The organism is Sphingomicrobium sediminis (assembly GCF_023805295.1).
GTDB lineage: Bacteria > Pseudomonadota > Alphaproteobacteria > Sphingomonadales > Sphingomonadaceae > Sphingomicrobium > Sphingomicrobium sediminis.
This window is the reverse complement of sequence record NZ_JAMSHT010000001.1, coordinates 1,836,480-1,856,769: the sequence shown is the minus strand read 5'-3', so window position 1 is coordinate 1,856,769 and position 20,290 is coordinate 1,836,480. Positions and strand designations below refer to the sequence as shown.

Below are 20,290 nucleotides of genomic sequence, written 5' to 3'. Positions count from 1 at the left end.
CGATTATCCTGCGGGTGCGATGGTCGTGCGGCGAATGTCGCGGGCGCGGGTCAGGATGATGTCTTCCAGCTTCTGGACGGTGGCGGCGGTGACCGGCGCCTCGACCCAATTGCCGTTCTGATTGACCTGCTTGATCGCGGTGACGCGGATGGCATCGGCGCGCAGCTGCGCATCGAGGATCGCCGCGGTGACCTTGATCCGCTCGTTGGGTGCACCCGGGCTCGAATACCAGTCGGTGAGCACGATGCCGTCCGACGAGTTCGCCTGCAGCAGCGGAGCGAAGGACAAGGTGTCGACCGCCGCCTGCCAGAGGAAGGCGTTGACCCCGATCTGGGTCATGTCCGCCGGCGCCATCGCCACGGGAGCGACATTGTTGCCGCCACCGCAGGAGGAAAGAGCAAGCGCCGCACCGGCAATTCCGGTCGCGAGAAGGGGCGATTTCATGACGTGAACCTCACTGTGAAAAACTTGTCCCCAGGGTTAGACGCAGCGTGCCGCCTTGTGAAGAGCGCATGTCGCCGCATTCCGATTGTGTATGAATCGACACAGCCTGTGGATAAATGGAACAGTGCTTCTGCAATTCATTCCAATGCCATGCAACCTAAGTTATGTATCGCGGGTTCAGGAGTCGAAATGATGCAAACAGGGTGCACATTTACAGAGGGGGAGAAAGGTTTGGCGCTGGTGCGCCCGGCCCTGCTTTCCGCTGTCTGTGCCGTCGGCATCGTCGCCGCGACCCTGCCCGCAACGGCCCAGGATCGGCAGGATCCCGAGAGTGAGCGCAGCCCGCGCGTCGAGCGTCCGGTCGGGTTTACCCCGGCCAATGGCGATCCGCGCCTTGCCGCAGCCTATGCCTCGCGCAATCCCGGGACCCGCAGCTTCTCCTTCACGCCCGCCAATCCGCAAGCGCGCGACTCGCGACTTCGCGTCGAAGTGAATCGCCGTGACAGCACCGCGCCGCGACCGACCAATGCCGAGCGCCGCGTCAGCGAAGTCACGCAGCCGGTCCGACAGCGCACCGAAATTACCCAGTCGAGCTACAATCTCGGCGTCGATGTCGGCTGGAAGCGTTTCGGCCTCACCGGTGAAGTCGGTTCGACCCGCAGCACTGCGCCCTCGCTGGTCGATCGCGAAGGTGCCAGCGTCGGCGTCAGCTACGACCTCAAGGATTTCGAAGGCCGCGTGACCGTGTCGGCCGATCGTCAGAGCCAGGATCCGGCCCCCGCCATCAACCCGCGCGACAGCTACGCGCTCGATGTCGGCGGTGCGATCAAGGTGACTCGCAATATCGCCGTTACCGGCGGTGTTCGCTATCGCATCGATCAGGAACGCCTGCCGGTGCCTAATGCCGATGGCGCGCGGGTCGACAGCCAGGCCGTCTATGTTGGCGGTGCGCTGAAGTTCTAGGCCGCGAATGCGCCTATGCCGGCCCAGCCGGCAAATCCCGACAATTCAGCAAATCTCGTCTCGTCCATGCCGCCTAGCGCGATGGCCGGACATCCCGCCATTTCTGCGAGCTGCTTCGCGCGTTCGAGGCCCAGATGTGGCGCACCCGGATGCGATTGCGTGGCGAAGACAGGCGAAACGTAGATCAAGTCGGCGCCGCGCTCGCGCGCATCACGCGCTTCGGCTTCGTCATGGACAGGCAGGCTGAAGGGAAGGCCTTCGGGATCTTGTGCCGGCCGGTGCACCATCTTTGCATTCAGCAGGTGGGCCAGTGAGACTTCCCCTGCAACCGACAGAACCAGCCCTCTGCTATGGCAAATTTCAGCCACTTTCTGCCCAAGGCGAATACGATTGAGCCCCGGCAGCCCGTCGTGGCGAAAGACGACCCCGCTCCCCTGCGGCAATCTCTCGAGAATTGCGATCATCTCGTCATGCGCGACGCGTTCGTCGGTAAAGAAGGTCTGGCGAGGCGGCATCGGCCTGCTATAGCCGCGCCCATGGCCAGCATCCAAGACATTCAGGACCAGATCGCCCTGGCCGCCAAGCGAGCCGGGCGAAAAGACCTTCCGACATTGATCGCCGTGTCGAAAAAGCATGACGCGGACGCGATCCGCCCGTTGCTCGAAGCCGGGCATCGTGATTTCGGGGAAAGTCGCGTGCAGGAAGCGCAGGATAAGTGGCCCGGGCTGCTCGAAGAGTATCCCGATGCCCGCGTCCACATGATCGGGCAATTGCAGTCGAACAAGGCAGCCGATGCGATGGCGCTATGTGCCTCGATCCACTCGCTTGACCGGATGAGCCTGCTCAAGTCGATCACCAAGGAGGCGGAAAAGACCGGCAACTGCCCCGATCTTTTCGTCCAAGTGAATATCGGCGGCGAGGAGCAGAAAGGCGGCGTGGCGGTCGATGGGCTCGGCGATTTTCTCGCCAAAGTCCGCGAGCGTGAGCTGCCCCTCAAGGGACTCATGTGCATTCCGCCCGCCGACCTCGAAGCCTCGCCCTTCTTTGCCCTGATGGCAGAGCTGGCGCGACGTCATGACGTCACCGGCCTCTCGATGGGGATGTCTGGCGATTATGAGGATGCGGTGATGCTGGGAGCGACCCACTTGCGCATCGGCTCGGCGATCTTCGGGGAGCGTCCCGCTTAATCGAGATGGCCCGATCGCGCCTTCTTGGTCGCGATATAGTCGGCATTGTGCGGATTGGTGGGCATGTGATGCGCCACGCGTTCGGTGACCGTCACACCCTCGCCCTCCAGCCCCGCCATCTTGTTGGGATTGTTGGTCAGCAATCGCACCTTGTCGATCCCTAGCTCGCGTAGCATCGCTGCAGCAATGCCATAGTCGCGCTCGTCATCGCCAAAGCCGAGTCGACGATTGGCATCGACCGTATCGAGGCCCCGATCCTGCAGGGCGTAGGCGCGGATCTTGTTGCCGAGCCCGATGCCGCGCCCTTCCTGGCGCAGATAGAGCAGCACACCGCCTCCCGCCGCGCCAATGATGTCGAGCGCCGCCTTGAGCTGCGGCCCGCAATCGCATTTGAGGCTGCCGAACACGTCGCCGGTCAGACACTCGCTGTGCAGGCGCACCAAAGGCGGCTCCCCGCCAAAGGCCCCGACGATCAGCGCCGCATGCTCGGCCCCCGTGATCCCGTCGCGAAATACGGCGATCTGGCTTTCCGGCAGATCATCGACCGGCAGTTTTGCTCTGGAGACCTGCGTCATTTTCCCGCGGGCTTCCGCCAATTTCTCTACCGGAAGCGCGTCTGCCTCAACATTCACGACCAATGCCGCGGGCATCAGCCCAGCATGGAGCAGCAGGCGGATTGCCGCGGAATCGAGTGCGGATCCGTCGGTGCAGGTCAGCGGCCCGATCGGCGCACGTTCGAAGTCGCCGGCTGGATCGACGAGGCGCTGCATGGTCTCAAGATCGAGCCATGGCTCCATGCGCAGGCGCACCGGGTTGCTGGCATTGGCCGCGCCCTTCTGGTTGCAAAGCCCCAACGCAGCGCCGCGCTGGCCGCTGAGGATAAGCCCTGCACCCTCGCCCGTTTCTTCGACCAACGCCGCGCTGGCAGTCTCCACTGCCACGAAGGTCAGCGTGTCACGGCCATCTTCAAGCGTCACCGGCCGTCCCAGCCGAAGCCGGGCAACTGCCCGTTCGACCGGAAAGGCCTCGCTCAAAGCTGTACCTCGCACACCAAAGGCACGTGATCGGACGGCTTTTCCCAGCCGCGCACCGGTTCGTGCACTTCGTGGCCGGTAACCTTGTCTTCGAGCGTCGGCGAGCACCACATATGGTCGAGACGACGGCCGCGATCATTCTTGGTGTAGTCGGGCGATCGGTAGCTCCACCAAGTGAAGCAGCGCTCGGGCGCCGGGATGAACTTGCGCCCCAGATCGACCCAATCGTGCGAATCCTTGAAGCGCTGCAGCGTCTCGACCTCGATCGGCGTATGGCTCACGACGTTGAGCAATTGCTTGTGGCTCCAGACGTCACATTCCAAGGGCGCAATGTTGAAGTCACCGACCAGCAAAGTCGGCTCAGCCAACTTTTGGCCCCACTCCGTCATACGACCCAGAAAGTCCAGTTTCTGGCCAAATTTCGGGTTGACGTCACGGTCCGGAACGTCCCCGCCAGCGGGTACGTAGACATTTTCGAGGCGGAACTTGCCGGCCACGCGAACACCAATATGGCGCGCTTCGCCATTGTCCTGCCAGTCGTGCCGCAGGTCCTCTTCGAGCGGGACCTTGGAAATCGTCCCCACCCCGTGATGCATCTTTTGCCCATTCAGCGCGATGTGCGGATAGCCGCGCTCTTCGAAGAATTTGCGCGGGAAGACGTCGTTATGCGCCTTGGTTTCTTGGAGGCATAGAATGTCGGGATCGGCTTCCTCGAGAAAGCGCGAGACGAGATCCGGCCGTGCGCGCACCGAATTGATATTCCAGCTGGCAATTTTGAGAGAAGGCAATGGAAAGCTTTCGAAACTTTGGTTCTGGAGGTCAGCCCCTCATGTAGCGAGGCCTTCCGCCTCTCGCCAGTGGCAGCGCCCAAGCATCAACAAAAAGGCCCCCGCTCCGGGGGCATGGAGCGAGGGCCGACCTAGCGTTCGTCACGCAAGGCGATAGCGGAGCCTACGGGTAACAGGGGGAAACCCCGGGCGAGTCGCTATCGACACTTTTGTAAGCCTTGGTAGCTTGCGCCAAGATGAACAGTTTCTCTTTGCTACCAGATATTTGACTAGTCGATGTCGCGATAGGCGAAGCGGCTGTCGGGGATGCTGCCATTATAGCGCTGGCCCGACAGGCTGATATTGGTGCGCTTGCCCTGGGCATCGATCGCGACCCAGCCTTCGAGGCGGAGGCCCGCAGGGCCGGCCGAGCTCTTGGTGAAGGACAGGATGAGCGTGCCGAATTCGGGACGACGCGCATCGCGGGCCTTGACGAGAACGACGCGCGGGTCGTTGGTCGGCAACACTTCGGCGATACGGTCGAGATCGGGATTGCTTTCGAGCAAGACCGACAGCGGCGAGTTGCGGATCGACCAGCTATCCTTCTGGTTCACGTCATAATCGAGGAAGTAGAGGCGGTCGTTCTCGGAAACGAGCGTCATGTTGGCGCTGGTGCCGAAGTCGAACTTGATCTTGCCCGGGCGTTTCAGCGCCAGCGTGCCGCGGAAGCTCTGATTCTTCTCGTTGGTCTGGGTGAAGTTCGCGCTCAGCGAACGGGTCTGGGCGAGATGCTGTTCGACCTCGCTGATCGTGGCGCGGCGCTCGCTCTGCGCGACGACCGGTGCGGCGACCATGGCGACGGCGGAAGCGGCAATTGCGCCGTTGCGAAGAAAATGGCTCATATCTTTCCAAACTCCAATGAAAAGTCTTGGCGTCCGGACTATGCCAGACGGGTTGAACCGCCTCTGAACCTGCCGTTCAGCGATTGTGTTCCCTAAATGCGGTTGCCGTCGCGGTCGATCAAGACTTCCCTGCGACCAACATGATCGGGCCCGCTGATCAGGCCCTGTTCTTCCATTTCCTCGATCAGGCGGGCCGCAGTGTTGTAGCCGACGCGCAAGCGGCGTTGCAGATAGGAGGTTGAGGCCTTCTGGCTCTCGGCTACGATCTGCACCGCCTGGCGGTATTGCGCATTTTCTTCACTATCGTCCTCGGGCGCACCGTCCAACGAGAAGCCGCCATCTTCGGGCTCCTCGGTGACCGCCTGGATGTAATCGGGCTGGCCCTGGGCGCGCCAGAAGTCGGCGACGGCGCGGACCTCGTCGTCGGAGACGAAGGGACCGTGGACGCGATTGATGCGCTTGCCGCCGGGCATGAACAGCATGTCGCCCTTTCCGAGCAGCTGTTCGGCGCCCTGCTCCCCGAGAATGGTGCGCGAATCGATCTTGCTGGTGACCTGGAAGCTGATGCGGGTCGGCAGGTTGGCCTTGATGACGCCGGTGATGACATCGACCGAGGGGCGCTGCGTCGCCATGATGAGGTGGATGCCCGCCGCGCGCGCCTTCTGGGCGAGACGCTGAATCAGGAATTCGACATCCTTGCCCGCGGTCATCATGAGATCGGCAAGTTCGTCGACCACGACAACGATCTGCGGCAGCGGCTCGTAATCGAGCTGCTCGGTCTCGTAGGTCGGTTGACCCGTTTCGGCATCGTAACCAGTTTGCACCTTGCGCCCCAGCGGTTTGCCCTTGGCGCGCGCTTCGATGACCTTCTTGTTGAAGCTGGAAAGCTGACGCACCGATAGGCTTGCCATCATGCGATAACGCTCTTCCATCTGCTCGACGGTCCATTTGAGAGCGCGGATCGCCTTGGCAGGCTCGGTCACCACTGGTGCCAGCAAGTGCGGGATATCGTCGTAGATGCTGAGTTCGAGCATCTTAGGGTCGATCATGATGAAGCGGCACTCGTCGGGGCTCAGGCGATAGAGCAGGCTCATGATCATCGCGTTGAGGCCGACCGACTTGCCCGACCCCGTGGTACCCGCGACGAGCAAATGCGGCATGGGTGCGAGGTCGGCGATGACCGGCTCGCCCGAAATGTCCTTGCCGAGGATGATCGGCAGCGCGCGGTCTTCCGTGGCAAAATCCTCGCTGCCTAACAGCTCGCGCATGTTGACGTAGTCGCGCTCCTGGTTGGGCAGCTCGATGCCGATCACCGTGCGCCCCGGGATGGTCGCGACGCGGGCGGACAAGGCGCTCATATTGCGGGCGATGTCGTCGGCGAGCTGGATGACGCGGCTCGCCTTGATGCCGCTGGCGGGCTCCAGTTCGTACATGGTGACGACCGGACCCGGCTTCACCTCGACGATGTCGCCGCGAACATGGAAGTCTTCGAGCACGCTTTCGAGCAGGCGCGCATTGCGCTCGAGCGCGGCCTTGTCGACCTTGGCATTCACCTCTTCGCCCGGCGGGGCGAGCAGGTCGAGCGCGGGCAGTTCGAACCCGTCGCCCAAAGCGAGGCTCGTCTGCTTGCCCTGCGCGCGGCGTGGCTTTGCAGGCTTGGCACGACCCGAGGCTACGACCGGGCCGGCACGCTCGGCGATGGCGACCTTTTCCTTGGCCGCCGCCGACTTGCGCTCGCGACGAGACAGCTTTTCGCGCTTGGGCTTGGTCGCGCGAGGGGTGCGGACCAGCGTATCGCGATTGGGCACAAGCGCCTTGAGGCTATCGCGCTCCTCGTCGCGCAAGGCCGCGGCCATCACGAAGAAGGCGAGTCCTGCAATGGCGGCAATGCCGAGCAGCGAGAGGCGCACCGGCCCTTCGATCGATTCATTGTCGATCAGCGCGACGCCGCCGTCGACGAGACCGGCGCCGCCCATCCCGATGAGCCCGCCCCATCCCGCCGGCAGGTCGCTGGTTGCGCTGGCCGGCAGCAGCGCGAGCGCCGTGCCGACAAGCCCGACGCCGATGAAGGATAGCAGCAAGGAACGCCCTGCAGGCGCAGGTTCGGCCAGCCGCAAATGTCGCCATGCCGCGATCAACAGCAAGGGAACGAACAGCCAGGCACCCAGCCCGAACAGGAAGGTGACTGCATCGCTAGCATAGGCACCGATTCCCCCCATCCAGTTGGCGGGGGTGCCGCCCGCAGCAGTCGAGAAGCTCGGATCGGTCGAATCGTGGCTGACCAACGCGGCGGCAAAGGTCAGCCCGATGATGCCGAGCAACCCGCCCCAGACACGGCGCGACAATCGTCCGGTGAAGGCGGACACCGTCTCGCCCCAGCTATTCGCCTTCTTTTTCGCGCGCGTGGCCATGCCGCTCCCTTCGCCTTGCCCTTGACCCCTATTAGAGTCCGCTCGCTCGTTCGGGTCAAATATTTGTCGCCCCTATCGCAACAACCGGCTCTGTCCTACATGACATCGTCATGAGCGATGTGATCATTTCAGGTGGCGGGCTCGTCGGCCTCGCCTTCGCTGCGGCGCTCGATAGCGCCGGCCTTTCCTGCATTGTCGTCGACCCCGCCGATCCCGAGGCGCGGCTGACCGGCGCGTTCGACGGGCGCACCAGCGCCTTGTCCTCTTCATCCAAGCGGATGTTCGACACGCTGGGCATCAGCGCCCATTTCCCCGAACCCGGCAATCCGATCGCCAAAATCCAGGTTGCCGACGGCCTCGCGCCGGGCGGGCTGGTCTTCGATAGCGAAGGAGAAGGCGAACCACTCGGCTGGATGCACGAGAATCGCCATCTGCGTATCGCGCTGCTGGAACGCGCCAAGGCCGGCAAGAATATCGACCTGCGGTTCGGTCGGAAGTCGGCCGAGACCGTTCGCGATGAACAAGGCGTGCGCATGACGCTCGACAATGGCGACACGATCGCTGCGCCGCTCATGGTCGCTGCCGAAGGACGCAATTCGCCGACCCGCGACGCTGCGGGTATCCGTGTCGCCCGCTGGAAATACGATCATGCCGCGATCGTCTCGACTTTGGTTCATGAGCAACCGCACGGCGATATCGCTTACGAGATCTTTTACCCGGCCGGGCCCTTCGCCCTGCTGCCGATGACGGACGGTGCGGACGGGCGGCATCGCTCGGCGATCGTCTGGTCGGTGAGCTCGGCTGACGCCCCTGGATTGCTCAAGCTCGATGATGAAGGCTTCGCTGCAGAAGCCGAAGCGGCCATGGGCGGCTTTCTCGGCAAGATCGAGATGATCGCGCCGCGCTCCTCCTATCCGCTCGGCTTCCACCATACGGTCCGCATGACCGATACCAGGCTCGCCATGATCGGCGACGCCGCGCACGGCATCCATCCGATTGCCGGCCAGGGCGTCAACCTTGGCTATCGCGATGCCGCGGCATTGGCCGAAGTCCTCGTCGACGGCGCGCGGCTTGGCCTCGACCTTGGCGATGCAGCCTTGCTCGACCGCTACGAGAAATGGCGCAGCCTCGACACGCTGATGGTGGCGATGGCGACCGACAGCCTGACGCGGCTCTACGGCATTCCCGGGAAGCCAGCCTCGGCGGTGCGCCGCTTCGGCATGGCACTGATCGATCGGATTGGCCCGGTCAAACAAAGGCTGATGGACGAAGCCCGCGGCACCTCCGGCGACCTGCCGCTCTTGCTGCGCGGCCTTCCGATCTAGACTATTGCAGCGTCTGGTCGGCTTCCGGGCCGCCGGGGGCGATGCGCTGGAATTGCATCAGCTGGACTAGCAGGTCGGCGCGCTGGGCGAGGCCGCTTTCTTCGAGCAGCGCCTGCTTGGCGGAAATGTCGAACGGCGCGACCTGCGCGATCGCATTGACGAGCGTCTCATCATCGAGCCGTGTCACCGCTTCCCAATCGACCTCGAGGCCGAGTGCATCGCCGAACTTGCGCGCTTCGTCTTCCACCGAGGAGCGGCGCGCCGGGCCGAGCGGAATGGGGTCGCCCTCGACGAACGCGGCAAGGTCGACATCGGCCTGCCGATAGAGCGTGTCGACCTCGGCCTCGCGGATCAGGCGGAAACGTTCGGCACCTTCGAGCACGATGTTGAAGCGCCCGTCATCAAGCTCGTCCATGGCGACGATCTCGCCGACGCAGCCGACCTTGTGCAGCCGCGTCTCGTCCTCCAGCCCGATTGGCTGGATCATCGCGATACGGCCATCGCTGGATGCGGCATCGCGCACCATGTCGCGGTAGCGCGCTTCGAAAATGTGGAGCGGGAGCTGGGCGCGGGGGAAGAGGATCGCCCCGGGCAGCGGGAAGATGGGAACGCGGGCGGGCTTGGCGCCCATCATGTGAACAGCACCGCGCTGAGGCGCCGCCGCTGCTGCGACGACCAGCCGTCTTCGAGTCCCGCCGCTTCGAGCAGTTCGAGGAAGGTCGCGCGGGCCTTGCCGTCTTCCCAATCGCGTTCGCGGCCGATGATCTCGAGCAATTGATCCGCAGCCGCATCGCGCTCGCCCGCCGCCATCGCGGCCTGCGCCAGCGCGAAGCGGGCTTCATGGTCATTTTCGTCGGCTTCGAGCCGCGCGATATAGGGCGCGGTGTCGACGGCGGCCTCGCCGGCCTTGGCCATCTTGAGCTGGGCCCGAGCCTGCGCGATGGCGGGGTCGTCGGCAATCTTCTCCTCGACGCCGTCGAGCAATGCCGCGGCATCGTCCTGTTTGCCGGCAAGGATCATCGCGCGTGCGAGCCCGCCAATCACCTTGGGATTGCCCGCGTCCATTTCCATCAGCTGGGTGAAGAGGATCATGCCGCGTTCGGCATCGCCTGATTCGAGCACCTCGTCGCCCATGGCCAGCAAAGGCGCGACTTCCTGCTCTTTCTGCTGCGCCTCGCCGCCGAGGGGCAGTTGGCGCACGAGCTGGTCGAGCACCTGGGTCAGCTGGCCGGGCGTCCGATATTGGGTGAGGTCGGCAACCGGCTGGCCCTGGAAGATGGCGTAGACGGTCGGCACGGACTGGATGCGAAACTGCGCCGCAATGAATTTCTCGGCATCGACATCGACTCGCTCGAGCAACACGCCCTTGTCGGCAAAATCCTGCGCGATCTGGTCGAGGATGGGCGACAATTGCTTGCAGGGCCCGCACCACTCGGCGGTGAACTGGACCAGCACCAGCTTCTCCATCGAGGGCTGGATGACCTGCGCTTCGAAACGCTTGAGCGCTTGCTGTTCGTCGGGGGTCATAGAAAGGCTGGCCATGGCGTCAATTCACTCCTGTCGATTGCTTCCTTCATATGGGGTGCGTGCGCTTATCGGCAAGCAGGGCTTGAAAAGGGGTTGCAGCATCGTCGGATGCCCGCTATCTGCCCCTCCACCCGGTCGGGAAGCACTGATTCCCGACCCGCCATGAGCGGGCGTAGCTCAGGGGTAGAGCATCACCTTGCCAAGGTGAGGGTCGGGCGTTCGAATCGCCTCGCCCGCTCCATTTTTCCATACATCCATGGGAATCAGCCTTCGAGGCGCTCGACATTGTCGAGCAATGCCTCGTCGAGCTTGTCGCCGTGCAACACGCTGACATCGCCGGTCGATTCGAGTATCGCGGCGCGGACTTGCGAGAAATCGAGCACATTGGCCTCGCGCAGCTTGGCGATGAGGTCGCCGCGACTGACTCGCGTGCGCCGCAGCGCCTCGTCGTCGATCACCCCGTCGCGCATCAGCAGGACGGGGCTGTTGCCGATCGCATTTTCGAACGGGTCGCTCGACTTGCGGATGCTGGCGACGAAAAATTGGACGATGAAGAGGCCGGAGACCGCGATCAGCGCTTGGCCGAAACCGGTCCATTCGGATGCCTGCGCCGCCCCGGCTAGCAATGAGCCCACCGCAACCGTCATGACGAAGTCGAAACTCGTCATTTTGGAAAAGCTCCGCAGACCGAGGATCCGCACGTTGATGACGACCCAGACGAGGGCGATGGCGGCAAGGACAAGGCCGCGAAGGACCATGTCGGCAATGGGTTCGGGATGGAACATGACACCTCAATGCGCGGCCTACCCGAAGGCTCCGTCCCCTTATCATCTTGTTTAATTTCTGTTAATTACATCAGCGTCACGAGTCGGCTCTCACAGGCTCATCGATCAGTCGCGTCCCGATGTGGGGGTTAGGGGACCGATCATGACACGCTTCGCCAAATTCTCGATCGCGCTGCTCGCCGGGGCAATGCTCGCCACGCCGCTTGCCGGCGAAGTGAAGCCGCCGCCGGGCAAGGGTGGTGGAAATGGAGGCGGCGCGGGTGAAGAAGAGCCGACTGGCCCGCTCGAGCTCGCTTATGAGGACTACACGAATCGCGACGGAGAGTTCGTCACCCTGTCCTCGCTTGCCCTGTCCAATCGTCAGCGCGCGGTCCAGCCGGGGGAGATCGGACAGAATGTCGCCGATGCCCATTATGTGAATGACGCGCTGATCCGCCTTGTCACGACCGGATATGACGGTCCCGACCGGCCGATCTTCGTGGTCGACGTCAACCTTGATGCCAATGGCAATATCCTCACGACCTCGACGGTCCGCATTTCGGACTATTCGCGCGGCTGCAACGACCTCTCGGATGACGGATTGAAGGTGACCTACATCGATTATCTGGAACAGAATGTCATGATGGCGGACGCCAGCGGTGGCCCGGGAAGCCCCGTCTATCCGCTACCGGAGGGCGAGCGATATATTTCGTGCGACCTGCTGTCGGACGGCGATGGCAGCTACACGCTCTATGGAACGATGTTCACCGGCCGCGACGCAGAAGGCGGGTCCTATTATCGTATCGACCGTGTCGACCTGACGACCCAAATCCCTGAGACCGTGCTGCCGGAGGGTCTGCGAGTGGCACGCTTGCTGGCAGTGTCCCCGGACCAGAACAGCCTCGCCTGGGACACGGATGATAGCGACCTGTTCATCATCGATGATTTGGCGGCGGGCAGCAGTCCGCGGCTGATCGGGCAGTCGGGCACGCTCAGTCGCCCCGATTTTCTATGCGACAATGAACAGATTTTCGTCGCCTACACGCCCCGCGCGTCCCGTTCGAGCGCAATCTATACCGGGAATGGGCTCAAGACCGTGAGCAAGAAGTGGCTGCGAGGCGCCAACACGATCTGCTAGCGCGTCCCGGTTTTCAATTCTGCCACCAGCGAGCGAACCGCAGCTGCCGGATCGTCCGCCTCGGCCATCGCATTGACGATGGCGCTTCCTGAAATCACGCCAGCGGCGCCTGCGTCCAGCCCGGCGCGGACTTGCTCCGATGTAGAGATGCCGAAGCCGAGCACGGGCGGCGGTGCGCCGTGGCTGCGCAGTGCGGAGAATAGCGTGTCATGGTCGAGCGCCATGTCGCTGCGCTGGCCCGTCACCCCGGCGCGCGCCACGCAATAGGTGTAGCCCGAGCCGAGATGCGACACGCGTTCGATGGCCGCCGCGCTCGAATTGGGTGCGGCGATGAAGACGGGGTCGATCCCTGCCGAGCGGGCCGCATCGGCATAGGGCTGCGCTTCGATCGAGGGTACGTCTGCGACCAGAAGGCTGTCGGCGCCCGCCTCGGCGGCGGCGCGGGCAAAACCTTCGCGTCCCTTGGCGGCGACGAGGTTGGCATAGGTGAGGATGCCGATCGGAACGTGCGGATGTTTTTCCCGGCACTGGCGGATGAGGTCGAAACAATCGTCTGGCGTGACGCCTGCCTCCAAAGCGCGCGAGGCCGCGGCCTGGATCACCGGACCGTCGGCGACGGGATCGGAAAAGGGGATGCCGACCTCGAGCATGTCCGCGCCGCCTTCGACCGCCGCATCGAGCAATTCGGCGCTCGTCTCGAGGTCCGGATCGCCGAGCATCAGGAAGGCGCCGAGCGCACCCTCGCCCGCATCTTCGAGGCGCGCGAACATCGCGCCGTAACGCTGCGTGCTCATTTCAGCAGCTCCCGCGCCTGCGCCATGTCCTTGTCGCCACGCCCCGACAGGTTGACGAGCAGCAACAGCTCTCCATCGGCCTCGATCGCGGCTTCGACCCGCTTGAATGCTTCGGCCAGCGCGTGGCTGGTCTCGAAGGCGGGGATGATCCCCTCCTCGCGCGACAGGCGCTGGAATGCGGCGAGCGCCTCCTCGTCGGTCGCGCCGACATAGGTGGCGCGGCCGCTGGTCATCAGGTGCGCATGTTCGGGGCCGACAGCCGGATAGTCGAGCCCGGCGGACACCGACCAGCTCATGCCGACCTGGCCATGCTCGTCCTGCATGAGGAAGGTCTCGGCGCCATGGAGGATGCCACGGCGTCCTTTTTGCAGCGTCGCGCCATGTTCGCCGCTGTCCAAGCCTTTTCCGGCCGCCTCGACGCCGACCAAGGCCACATCCGTGTCGGGCACAAAGTCGTGGAAGATGCCGATCGCATTGGAGCCACCGCCGACACAGGCGAGGACGGCATCGGGCAGGCGCCCTTCGCGCTCCAGCATCTGGGCGCGGGCTTCCTTGCCGATGACGCGCTGAAAGTCGCGGACCATCTGCGGGAAGGGATGCGGCCCGGCCACGGTGCCGAGTAGATAATGCGTATCGGCAAAGCTGGCGGTCCAGTCGCGCAAGGCTTCGTTCACCGCATCCTTCAGGGTCTGGCTGCCGATCGTGACGGGGATCACCTCCGCGCCCATCAGCTCCATGCGGAAGACGTTGAGCGACTGCCGCTCCACATCTTCGGCGCCCATGTAAATCTTGGTCTCCATGCCGAACATCGCGCCGGCGATCGCGGTGGCGACGCCATGCTGGCCTGCGCCGGTTTCGGCGATGAGGCGCGTCTTGCCCATCCGCTTGGCGAGCAGAGCCTGCGCAATGACCTGGTTGGTCTTGTGCGCCCCGCCGTGCAGCAAGTCCTCGCGCTTGAGGTAGAGCCGGACCTTGTCATTGCCGATATTCTTGCAGCGCGTGAGCGCCGTCGGGCGACCGGCATAGGTGGTGAGGAGATGGTCGAGCTCGGCAAGGAAGTCCTCGTCCTCGAGCGCGTCGAGGTAAGCCGTCTCGAGCTGTTCGATGGCGGGCACGAGGATTTCGGGAATGTAGGCCCCGCCAAACTCGCCAAAACGTCCAAACTGCTTCATGCCTGCCTCCGGTCGGCCGGGCGGAGCGCGTTGAACAGCGCCTTTATCCGCTCAGGGTCCTTGGTGCCGGGTTCGCTCTCGACGCCCGAACAAATGTCGATGCCATAAGCACCCGATGTCGCTGCGACCGGCGCATTCTCCGGGTCGATCCCGCCAGCAATGAAGCCGCTTGCGAGGCCCGCATGCCCATCCAGAGCCGACCAGTCGAATGCGGTGCCGGTCCCGCCGGTGCGACCATCCTTGACGGTGTCGAACAGCATGCGGTCGGCAGCGTCGATATGTGGATCGGCAGCACCGCCCTCAACCCCGGCCAATGCCCAGATCTCGATGCCGTCGCGAAGGTGCGGCCGCAGGGCGGCGACGCGTGTCCCGGCGTGGCGCTCGTGCATTTGGACGACATCGAGGCGCAGCGTGCGCGCGATATGCGCGATCCTGTCGATCGGCTGGTCGCGAAACACGCCGACCGTCTTCATACCGAAATCGTGCGCCATCAGCCCCAAGGTGCGGGCCCGCTCGACCGAGACATGGCGCGGCGTGCCGTCGACGAAGATGAAGCCGACATGGCTGGCCCCGGCCTTGGCGGCGCGGGCAATGTCGGCGACGCGGGCCATGCCGCACAGCTTGACCGGCCCGTGGACGAGATGCCGTGCGGCCTGCGCGACATGCTCCGCCGCCATCAGCGACGAGCCGACCAGGAACCCGTCGACGATGGGCGACAGGCGCTGCACGTCGCCATGGTTTCGGACGCCGCTTTCGCTGATCAGCGTCACATCGTCCGGCACCTGGCCGGCGAGCCGCTCTGTGACGGCGAGGTCGGTGGTCAGCGTTTTGAGGTCGCGATTGTTGATGCCGATGAGCTTGGCCCCGAGCGCAAGCGCACGGTCCAGTTCGGCCTCGTCATGCACCTCGACCAGAACATCCATGTAGAGCGTGGCGGCGTGGTCGAGCACGGCGCGCGCACCGTCATCGTCGAGCACCGAGAGCATGGCGAGCACGGCATCGGCGCCGCGTGCGCGGGCCTCGGACACTTGTCCCGGATCGACGATAAAGTCCTTGGCGAGGATCGGTCCGCCATAATCGCGGCGCAAGGTCGCGAGCAGCTCTAGCGAGCCGCCGAAATCTTCTTCGTCGGTGAGGATGCTGATCGCATCGGCCACGGGACGATAGGCGGCCAATGCATCCTCGGGTTTGTGCCGGGCGACATGGCCCGAGGGGCTTTTGGGCTTCACTTCCATGATGAAACGCGCGCCCGGCTGGCGGAGCGCTTCGATGAGGCTCCGGCGCGTCGGCATGGCGCGGACCTGCTTGCCGCCGAGACGCGTCGCCACTTCTTCGCGTTTGCGCGCGACGATGCGCGCCAACACATCAGCCATTGCTGGCCTCCACATAGTTGGTCAGCACGTCGCCCGCCTCGCCATTGTCGATAGCGGCGATGGCAGCAGCGACGGCTTCGGGAAGCGTTGCGTGCAGCCCGGCGACATGCAGCAAGGCGCCGGCGTTCAAGGCGACGGCATCGCGTTCGGCCTCGCTGCCCTGACCGTCGAAGATGGCGCGTAGGCGGCGCGCATTTTCCGCTGCATCGCCGCCAACCAAGGCTTTCAGGGGTGCGGGCGTTACGCCGGCCTCTTCGGGCGCAATCACTTCTTCGCTGAGCGCCCCGTTCTGGAGCCGGATGACACGGCTGTCGCCATGCAGCGCGAGCTCGTCGAGGCCCGAGCCATGGACCACCAGCGCGCGCTCCACACCCAGCGCATCGAGCGTCTTGGCAATGCGCCGCAGCAAGGTGGGATCGGCCACACCCAGCAGCTGCACCGGCGGGCGCGCCGGATTGATGCAGGGGCCGAGCAGGTTCATCACGGTGCGCACGCCGAGCTGTTTCCGCACCGGCCCCGCATGGCGCATGCCGGGATGGTAGGCCGGGGCAAAGAGGAAGCAGAAGCCGGTTTCGTCGAGCAATTGGCGCGAGGCGTCGGCAGGAATGTCGATCTTGGCGCCCAGTGCCTCGAGCACGTCAGCGGATCCGCATTTGGAGCTGACCGAGCGATTGCCATGCTTGGCGACCGGCAGCCCGCAGGCGGCAGCGACGAAAGCGGCGGCGGTCGAGATATTGATGATGCCCGAGGAATCCCCGCCCGTGCCGCAACAGTCGGCGAACAGCCTGTCGGGGCTGTCGAATGGCTCTGCTGCAGCGCTCAAAGCCTGTGCCGCGCCGATCATTTCTTCGGGCGTCTCGCCCTTCATGCGCAGCGCGACCAGCACGCTGGCGATTTCCGCTTCGCTGAGGCGACCCAGCACGAGCCGTTCGAAAAGGTGACGCGAATCCACGCTCGGCAGGTCCTCGCCCGACAGGAGCTTGGGGAGCGGATTTTGGACCGGCTGGTCGGGCGGCAGGGTGACGACGTCGGACACGATGACTTCCTTAGGCAGCTTGGCGGCGCTCGGCAGCAGCGCGGGCCCAGTCGATGAGGCCCGCGACGAGCCGGTCGCCGCGCGGAGTGAGAATGGATTCGGGATGGAATTGCAACCCGATCTGAAGACCGGGCTCGTCGCGCACCACCATCGCCATGCCGTCATGCGCGGCATCGACCGTGAAATGGTCGGGCAAGGAGGCAAGCGGCGTGCAGAGCGAATGGTATCGTCCGATCGCCAGCGGGCTGGGCAGGCCGGCAAGGACACCACCGCCGTCATGGACGAGGTGGCTGACCTTGCCGTGGATCGGCTCGGGGGCACGTTCGACGGTTCCCCCGGCGGCCTCGACGATTGCCTGGTGGCCAAGACAGACGCCAATGAGCGGAATGCGGCCACGCGCTGCCTTGCATAGTTCGATGATGCAGCCGGCATCGGCGGGCGTTCCGGGACCCGGCGAGATGAGGAGCGCACCACCATCCGCAATTTCGTGTGCTTTTTCTACACTAATGCTATTGCGTACTACTTGCACATCGGCGCCTGCCATGGTGAAGGCGTCCACCAGGTTGAAGGTGAAACTGTCACGATTATCGATGAACGTGAGCCTCATGCCGCGGCTCCCAGGGCCGTGAGGATGGCGCTGGCCTTGGCGCGCGTCTCGGCGGCTTCCGAGGCAGGGTCGCTGTCAGCGACGACGCCGGCACCAGCGCGCACACGGGCGACGCCGTCCTCGACCAAGGCGGAGCGGATCACGACCGCACTGTCCATCTCGCCGCGCCCGGTCAGATAGCCGACTGCGCCGCCATAGGGGCCGCGCGGCTGGGTCTCGACCTCGCGGATCAATTCGATCGCGCGCAATTTGGGTGCGCCTGAAAGCGTCCCGACATTCAGGCAGGTGCGGATGGCATGCACCGCATCGCGACCTTCGGGCAGGCGTCCTTCGACGGTCGACACGATATGCATTACCTTGGCGAACCGCTCGACCCGCATCAGGCTGGTGACACGGCGCGAGCCTGCCTGCGAAACGCGCGCGACATCATTGCGGGCAAGGTCGACCAGCATCAGATGCTCGGCGACTTCCTTGGCATCGAGGCGGAGATCGGCTTCGAGGCGATCATCCTCGTCATCGGTGCGCCCGCGCGGCCGCGTTCCGGCAATCGGGCTGACCGAAACGGCGAGCCCGTCGCCGTCGCGGCGCACTTCGACGGCATTTTCGGGTGAGGCACCGAACAACGTCCCGGCGCGGGTCTCGACGAAGAAATGATAGGCGCTGGGGTCGGCGGCGACGAGGCGGCGGAAGGCGGCCAGCGGATCGCTGCACGGGGCCGCGAAGGCCCGGCTCGGCACAACCTGGAAGATGTCGCCCGCCGCGATATTCTCCTTGAGACGGATAACGGCGGCTTCGAAGGCTGCATCGTCGAGATCTGGCGACGCCTCGATTGAGGGTGCGTCCGCTAGCGCCGGAAGCCGAGCCTGCTCGATCCGCGCGGCAAGTTTGGCGAGGCGCTCGCTGGCGAGATGATAGAGGCGATGTTCCTCGTCCGGCTCCTCATGACCTGCCGCCAGCGACAGGATCCGCGCCGCGCCCGAGGGCTCGACCACCACGAGGGTTTCGGCGAGCGCGAAGGCGAGATCGGGAAACCTCCCATCGGGCCGCGCCGGGAGCGTTTCCAGCATGTCGACATGGTCGAAGCCGATGATGCCGAGCGCGGCGAGCGCGAACGGTTCGTCTCGATCGGTCGCATGGATCGCGCCCGTCATTGCGCGCAGCAGGTCGAGCGGTGTGGGTGCCTCCAAACGTTCGGCTTCGCTGTCCGGTTCGCCGGAGGGAAAGGCGAACCGGACAGCGTCGCCATCGCGGCCTTCGACATAATCGCTGCAGGCCGCGACAAAGGGTTCGAGCAGGACCCGGCCATTCTCGCTGACGGCTTCGAGACGCGCCGCGCGCGCCGTCGCTTCAAGCTCGATCGCTGAATCGACGAGAATGAGTGCCCGCTCGCCCGTGCGCCGGAACAGGGCCCGCGCGCGCCCCTCCCCGTGCAGCGCTGCAAACAGCGCCACGGGATCGTGCGCGCCGGGCAACCGGCGGCTCAGCAAGCGGGTCTGACCGGGGCCGAGTGCTCGCATCAGGCGCGGCCCAGGGCACCCAGCAGGCGGTCGAGCTGATCACCCAGCGCCACCATCTGTTCGGGATAGAGCGACTGGGGTCCGTCCGACAGCGCCGAGGGCGGGTTGTAATGCACCTCGACCATCACGCCGTCGGCACCTGCGGCAGCCGCTGCCAGCGCCATTGGCGTCACCAGCTCGCGCTTGCCCGTGCCGTGGCTCGGGTCGACGATCACCGGCAGGTGGGTCTTTTCCTTGAGCAACGGCACTGCGGCGAGATCGAGCGTGTTTCGGGTCGCCGTTTCGAACGTGCGGATGCCGCGCTCGCACAGGATCACCTGCTCGTTGCCATGGGCGAGGATATATTCGGCCGCCATCAAGAGGTCGTCGATCTTGGCCGCCATGCCGCGCTTGAGCATGACCGGCTTGTCGGTCCCGCCGACCGCCTTGAGCAGCTCGAAATTCTGCATGTTGCGCGTGCCGATCTGGATGGCGTCCGATTTCTCGACCAGCAGGTCGAGGTCGCGCGTATCGACCAGTTCGGTGACGATCGGCAGGTCGTGCGCATCGCCTGCCTTGCGCAGCAGCTCGAGACCTTCCGGCCCATGGCCTTGGAAACTGTAGGGCGAGGTGCGCGGCTTGTAGGCACCGCCACGCAGGACCCGCGCCCCGGCTTCCTTTGCGGCCTTGGCGCTGGCCATGACCTGCTCTTCATTCTCAACCGCGCAGGGGCCCGCGATCAGCGCGAAACGACCGCCACCGATCGCTGCATTGCCGATCTCGATGACGCTATCATGCGGATGGAGGTCGCGCGCGGCGAGCTTGTAAGGCGCGAGGATGGGTTTGACGCTCTCGACCGACGGCTCGGCCTCCAGCTGCAATTCGGCGAGGACGCGCTCGTCGCCCAGCGCACCGAGCACGACGCGCTCGGCACCCGGCATGTGCAGGGGCTTCAATCCCTTGCTCTCGATCTTCTCGAGCAATCGGTCGACCGTTTCCTTGTCGGCCTCGGGCTTCATTACGATAATCATCTCAGGGTCACTCCGTTGGGTTGTTCGGGGGTGCGGGCCTGAGGGGATGCAAAAGAAAAGGCCCGCTGTTGGGCGGGCCTTCTTGGTCGATCCGGTAATGGAATCAGCCGTGCGAGCGCCGCCATATGGACGTGCGCCACCACCACTGGCGAGCAGCGGGAATCGCGCTGGAAAAGGCAGTCTTTATCGACATCGCCTTAAGAATGGGGCCAAGCCGCGCCAAGTCAAGCACCTCTTTTTTGCCGTGCGCAAAAAGGTGGATCGGGGGTTGCATGACGCCCGATCGCCCCCTAGATGCCGTTCCATTGTTTTAACACGC

20 protein-coding genes and 1 tRNA gene are annotated in these 20,290 nt (G+C 64.5%); 5 read left to right on the top strand and 16 right to left on the bottom strand.

Features of this window, described 5'->3' with window-relative positions; genetic code table 11:
* Nucleotides 1–3 precede the first annotated feature (3 nt).
* Nucleotides 4–444, bottom strand: coding sequence for a DUF3576 domain-containing protein (locus tag NDO55_RS09580; protein WP_252114691.1), 441 nt, complete (start codon nt 442–444; stop codon nt 4–6).
* A 231-nt stretch (nt 445–675) separates the two neighbouring features.
* Between NDO55_RS09580 and NDO55_RS09575 the strand changes: the two genes are divergently transcribed.
* Complete coding sequence (locus tag NDO55_RS09575; RefSeq protein ID WP_252114689.1) at nt 676–1,407, top strand: hypothetical protein; 732 nt, start codon at nt 676–678, stop codon at nt 1,405–1,407.
* Here NDO55_RS09575 and NDO55_RS09570 read toward each other — a convergent pair.
* The gene (locus tag NDO55_RS09570; RefSeq protein WP_252114687.1) at nt 1,404–1,922 is read right to left on the bottom strand and encodes a thiamine phosphate synthase; all 519 of its coding nucleotides are present in this window, start codon (nt 1,920–1,922) and stop codon (nt 1,404–1,406) included. The two genes, NDO55_RS09575 and NDO55_RS09570, sit on opposite strands and share 4 nt — an antisense overlap.
* 21 nt (nt 1,923–1,943) lie before the next feature.
* Between NDO55_RS09570 and NDO55_RS09565 the strand changes: the two genes are divergently transcribed.
* Nucleotides 1,944–2,594: a YggS family pyridoxal phosphate-dependent enzyme gene (locus NDO55_RS09565; RefSeq protein ID WP_252114685.1), complete on the top strand. Its 651-nt coding sequence runs from the start codon at nt 1,944–1,946 to the stop codon at nt 2,592–2,594.
* On the opposite strand, the gene ribA is transcribed toward NDO55_RS09565, so the two are convergent.
* From ribA to NDO55_RS09545, 4 genes are all read right to left on the bottom strand, one after another.
* Complete coding sequence (ribA, locus tag NDO55_RS12010) at nt 2,591–3,628, bottom strand: GTP cyclohydrolase II (RefSeq protein WP_279639099.1); 1,038 nt, start codon at nt 3,626–3,628, stop codon at nt 2,591–2,593. The genes NDO55_RS09565 and ribA overlap by 4 nt on opposite strands.
* Nucleotides 3,625–4,416: an exodeoxyribonuclease III gene (gene xth, locus NDO55_RS09555; protein ID WP_252114684.1), complete on the bottom strand. Its 792-nt coding sequence runs from the start codon at nt 4,414–4,416 to the stop codon at nt 3,625–3,627. The genes ribA and xth overlap by 4 nt, the downstream gene beginning before the upstream one ends.
* Before the next feature lie 269 nt (nt 4,417–4,685).
* The gene (locus NDO55_RS09550; protein ID WP_252114682.1) at nt 4,686–5,297 is read right to left on the bottom strand and encodes a LolA family protein; all 612 of its coding nucleotides are present in this window, start codon (nt 5,295–5,297) and stop codon (nt 4,686–4,688) included.
* Between the two features lie 92 nt (nt 5,298–5,389).
* A complete protein-coding gene (locus NDO55_RS09545) occupies nt 5,390–7,708 on the bottom strand; it encodes a DNA translocase FtsK (RefSeq protein WP_252114680.1) in 2,319 nt (772 codons plus the stop codon).
* Nucleotides 7,709–7,818: 110 nt separating this feature from the next.
* Between NDO55_RS09545 and NDO55_RS09540 the strand changes: the two genes are divergently transcribed.
* Nucleotides 7,819–9,033 carry a UbiH/UbiF/VisC/COQ6 family ubiquinone biosynthesis hydroxylase gene (locus NDO55_RS09540; RefSeq protein ID WP_252114678.1) on the top strand — a complete coding sequence of 405 codons (1,215 nt, stop codon included), beginning with the start codon at nt 7,819–7,821 and terminating at the stop codon, nt 9,031–9,033.
* A 1-nt stretch (nt 9,034) separates the two neighbouring features.
* Here the strand turns inward: NDO55_RS09540 and NDO55_RS09535 are convergent, their stop codons facing one another.
* On the bottom strand, nt 9,035–9,667 hold the full coding sequence (locus NDO55_RS09535) for an LON peptidase substrate-binding domain-containing protein (RefSeq protein WP_425276888.1): 633 nt from the start codon (nt 9,665–9,667) through the stop codon (nt 9,035–9,037).
* On the bottom strand, nt 9,664–10,575 hold the full coding sequence (locus tag NDO55_RS09530) for a tetratricopeptide repeat protein (RefSeq protein ID WP_252114676.1): 912 nt from the start codon (nt 10,573–10,575) through the stop codon (nt 9,664–9,666). The genes NDO55_RS09535 and NDO55_RS09530 overlap by 4 nt, the downstream gene beginning before the upstream one ends.
* 151 nt (nt 10,576–10,726) lie before the next feature.
* Here NDO55_RS09530 and NDO55_RS09525 point away from each other — a divergent pair.
* Nucleotides 10,727–10,801 (top strand) — tRNA-Gly (locus NDO55_RS09525).
* 22 nt (nt 10,802–10,823) lie between these two features.
* On the opposite strand, the gene NDO55_RS09520 is transcribed toward NDO55_RS09525, so the two are convergent.
* Nucleotides 10,824–11,345 (bottom strand): DUF421 domain-containing protein, encoded by a 522-nt coding sequence (locus NDO55_RS09520; protein ID WP_252114674.1) that lies wholly within the window; start codon nt 11,343–11,345, stop codon nt 10,824–10,826.
* Nucleotides 11,346–11,487: 142 nt separating this feature from the next.
* On the opposite strand from NDO55_RS09520, the gene NDO55_RS09515 reads away from it, so the two are divergent.
* Nucleotides 11,488–12,462, top strand: coding sequence for a hypothetical protein (locus tag NDO55_RS09515; RefSeq protein ID WP_252114672.1), 975 nt, complete (start codon nt 11,488–11,490; stop codon nt 12,460–12,462).
* Here NDO55_RS09515 and trpA read toward each other — a convergent pair.
* From trpA to aroF, 7 genes are read right to left on the bottom strand one after another with little or no spacing between them, the layout of a single operon-like run.
* On the bottom strand, nt 12,459–13,256 hold the full coding sequence (gene trpA / locus NDO55_RS09510) for a tryptophan synthase subunit alpha (protein ID WP_252114670.1): 798 nt from the start codon (nt 13,254–13,256) through the stop codon (nt 12,459–12,461). The genes NDO55_RS09515 and trpA overlap by 4 nt on opposite strands.
* Nucleotides 13,253–14,428 carry a tryptophan synthase subunit beta gene (trpB, locus tag NDO55_RS09505; RefSeq protein WP_252114668.1) on the bottom strand — a complete coding sequence of 392 codons (1,176 nt, stop codon included), beginning with the start codon at nt 14,426–14,428 and terminating at the stop codon, nt 13,253–13,255. The genes trpA and trpB overlap by 4 nt, the downstream gene beginning before the upstream one ends.
* A complete protein-coding gene (gene trpCF, locus NDO55_RS09500) occupies nt 14,425–15,801 on the bottom strand; it encodes a bifunctional indole-3-glycerol-phosphate synthase TrpC/phosphoribosylanthranilate isomerase TrpF (RefSeq protein WP_252114666.1) in 1,377 nt (458 codons plus the stop codon). Before trpCF ends, trpB begins: the two co-directional genes overlap by 4 nt.
* Complete coding sequence (gene trpD / locus NDO55_RS09495; protein ID WP_252114664.1) at nt 15,794–16,837, bottom strand: anthranilate phosphoribosyltransferase; 1,044 nt, start codon at nt 16,835–16,837, stop codon at nt 15,794–15,796. Before trpD ends, trpCF begins: the two co-directional genes overlap by 8 nt.
* 10 nt (nt 16,838–16,847) lie before the next feature.
* Nucleotides 16,848–17,444, bottom strand: a complete 597-nt coding sequence (locus NDO55_RS09490) for an anthranilate synthase component II (protein WP_252114662.1) — start codon at nt 17,442–17,444, stop codon at nt 16,848–16,850.
* Nucleotides 17,441–18,961: an anthranilate synthase component 1 gene (locus NDO55_RS09485; protein WP_252114660.1), complete on the bottom strand. Its 1,521-nt coding sequence runs from the start codon at nt 18,959–18,961 to the stop codon at nt 17,441–17,443. Before NDO55_RS09485 ends, NDO55_RS09490 begins: the two co-directional genes overlap by 4 nt.
* Nucleotides 18,961–19,971, bottom strand: coding sequence for a 3-deoxy-7-phosphoheptulonate synthase (aroF, locus tag NDO55_RS09480; RefSeq protein WP_252114658.1), 1,011 nt, complete (start codon nt 19,969–19,971; stop codon nt 18,961–18,963). The genes NDO55_RS09485 and aroF overlap by 1 nt, the downstream gene beginning before the upstream one ends.
* Nucleotides 19,972–20,290: the final 319 nt, after the last annotated feature.

What these genes read in the sequence shown, in the direction of transcription:
- NDO55_RS09580 (WP_252114691.1), bottom strand. Translation starts at nt 444, where the DNA reads ATGAAATCGCCCCTTCTCGCGACCGGAATTGCCGGTGCGGCGCTTGCT.
- NDO55_RS09570 (WP_252114687.1), bottom strand. Translation starts at nt 1,922, where the DNA reads ATGCCGCCTCGCCAGACCTTCTTTACCGACGAACGCGTCGCGCATGAC.
- NDO55_RS09565 (WP_252114685.1), top strand. Translation starts at nt 1,944, where the DNA reads ATGGCCAGCATCCAAGACATTCAGGACCAGATCGCCCTGGCCGCCAAG.
- NDO55_RS09550 (WP_252114682.1), bottom strand. Translation starts at nt 5,297, where the DNA reads ATGAGCCATTTTCTTCGCAACGGCGCAATTGCCGCTTCCGCCGTCGCC.
- NDO55_RS09545 (WP_252114680.1), bottom strand. Translation starts at nt 7,708, where the DNA reads ATGGCCACGCGCGCGAAAAAGAAGGCGAATAGCTGGGGCGAGACGGTG.
- NDO55_RS09540 (WP_252114678.1), top strand. Translation starts at nt 7,819, where the DNA reads ATGAGCGATGTGATCATTTCAGGTGGCGGGCTCGTCGGCCTCGCCTTC.
- NDO55_RS09535 (WP_425276888.1), bottom strand. Translation starts at nt 9,667, where the DNA reads ATGATGGGCGCCAAGCCCGCCCGCGTTCCCATCTTCCCGCTGCCCGGG.
- NDO55_RS09530 (WP_252114676.1), bottom strand. Translation starts at nt 10,575, where the DNA reads ATGGCCAGCCTTTCTATGACCCCCGACGAACAGCAAGCGCTCAAGCGT.
- NDO55_RS09520 (WP_252114674.1), bottom strand. Translation starts at nt 11,345, where the DNA reads ATGTTCCATCCCGAACCCATTGCCGACATGGTCCTTCGCGGCCTTGTC.
- NDO55_RS09515 (WP_252114672.1), top strand. Translation starts at nt 11,488, where the DNA reads ATGACACGCTTCGCCAAATTCTCGATCGCGCTGCTCGCCGGGGCAATG.
- trpA (WP_252114670.1), bottom strand. Translation starts at nt 13,256, where the DNA reads ATGAGCACGCAGCGTTACGGCGCGATGTTCGCGCGCCTCGAAGATGCG.
- trpB (WP_252114668.1), bottom strand. Translation starts at nt 14,428, where the DNA reads ATGAAGCAGTTTGGACGTTTTGGCGAGTTTGGCGGGGCCTACATTCCC.
- trpCF (WP_252114666.1), bottom strand. Translation starts at nt 15,801, where the DNA reads ATGGCTGATGTGTTGGCGCGCATCGTCGCGCGCAAACGCGAAGAAGTG.
- NDO55_RS09490 (WP_252114662.1), bottom strand. Translation starts at nt 17,444, where the DNA reads ATGAGGCTCACGTTCATCGATAATCGTGACAGTTTCACCTTCAACCTG.
- NDO55_RS09485 (WP_252114660.1), bottom strand. Translation starts at nt 18,961, where the DNA reads ATGCGAGCACTCGGCCCCGGTCAGACCCGCTTGCTGAGCCGCCGGTTG.
- aroF (WP_252114658.1), bottom strand. Translation starts at nt 19,971, where the DNA reads ATGATTATCGTAATGAAGCCCGAGGCCGACAAGGAAACGGTCGACCGA.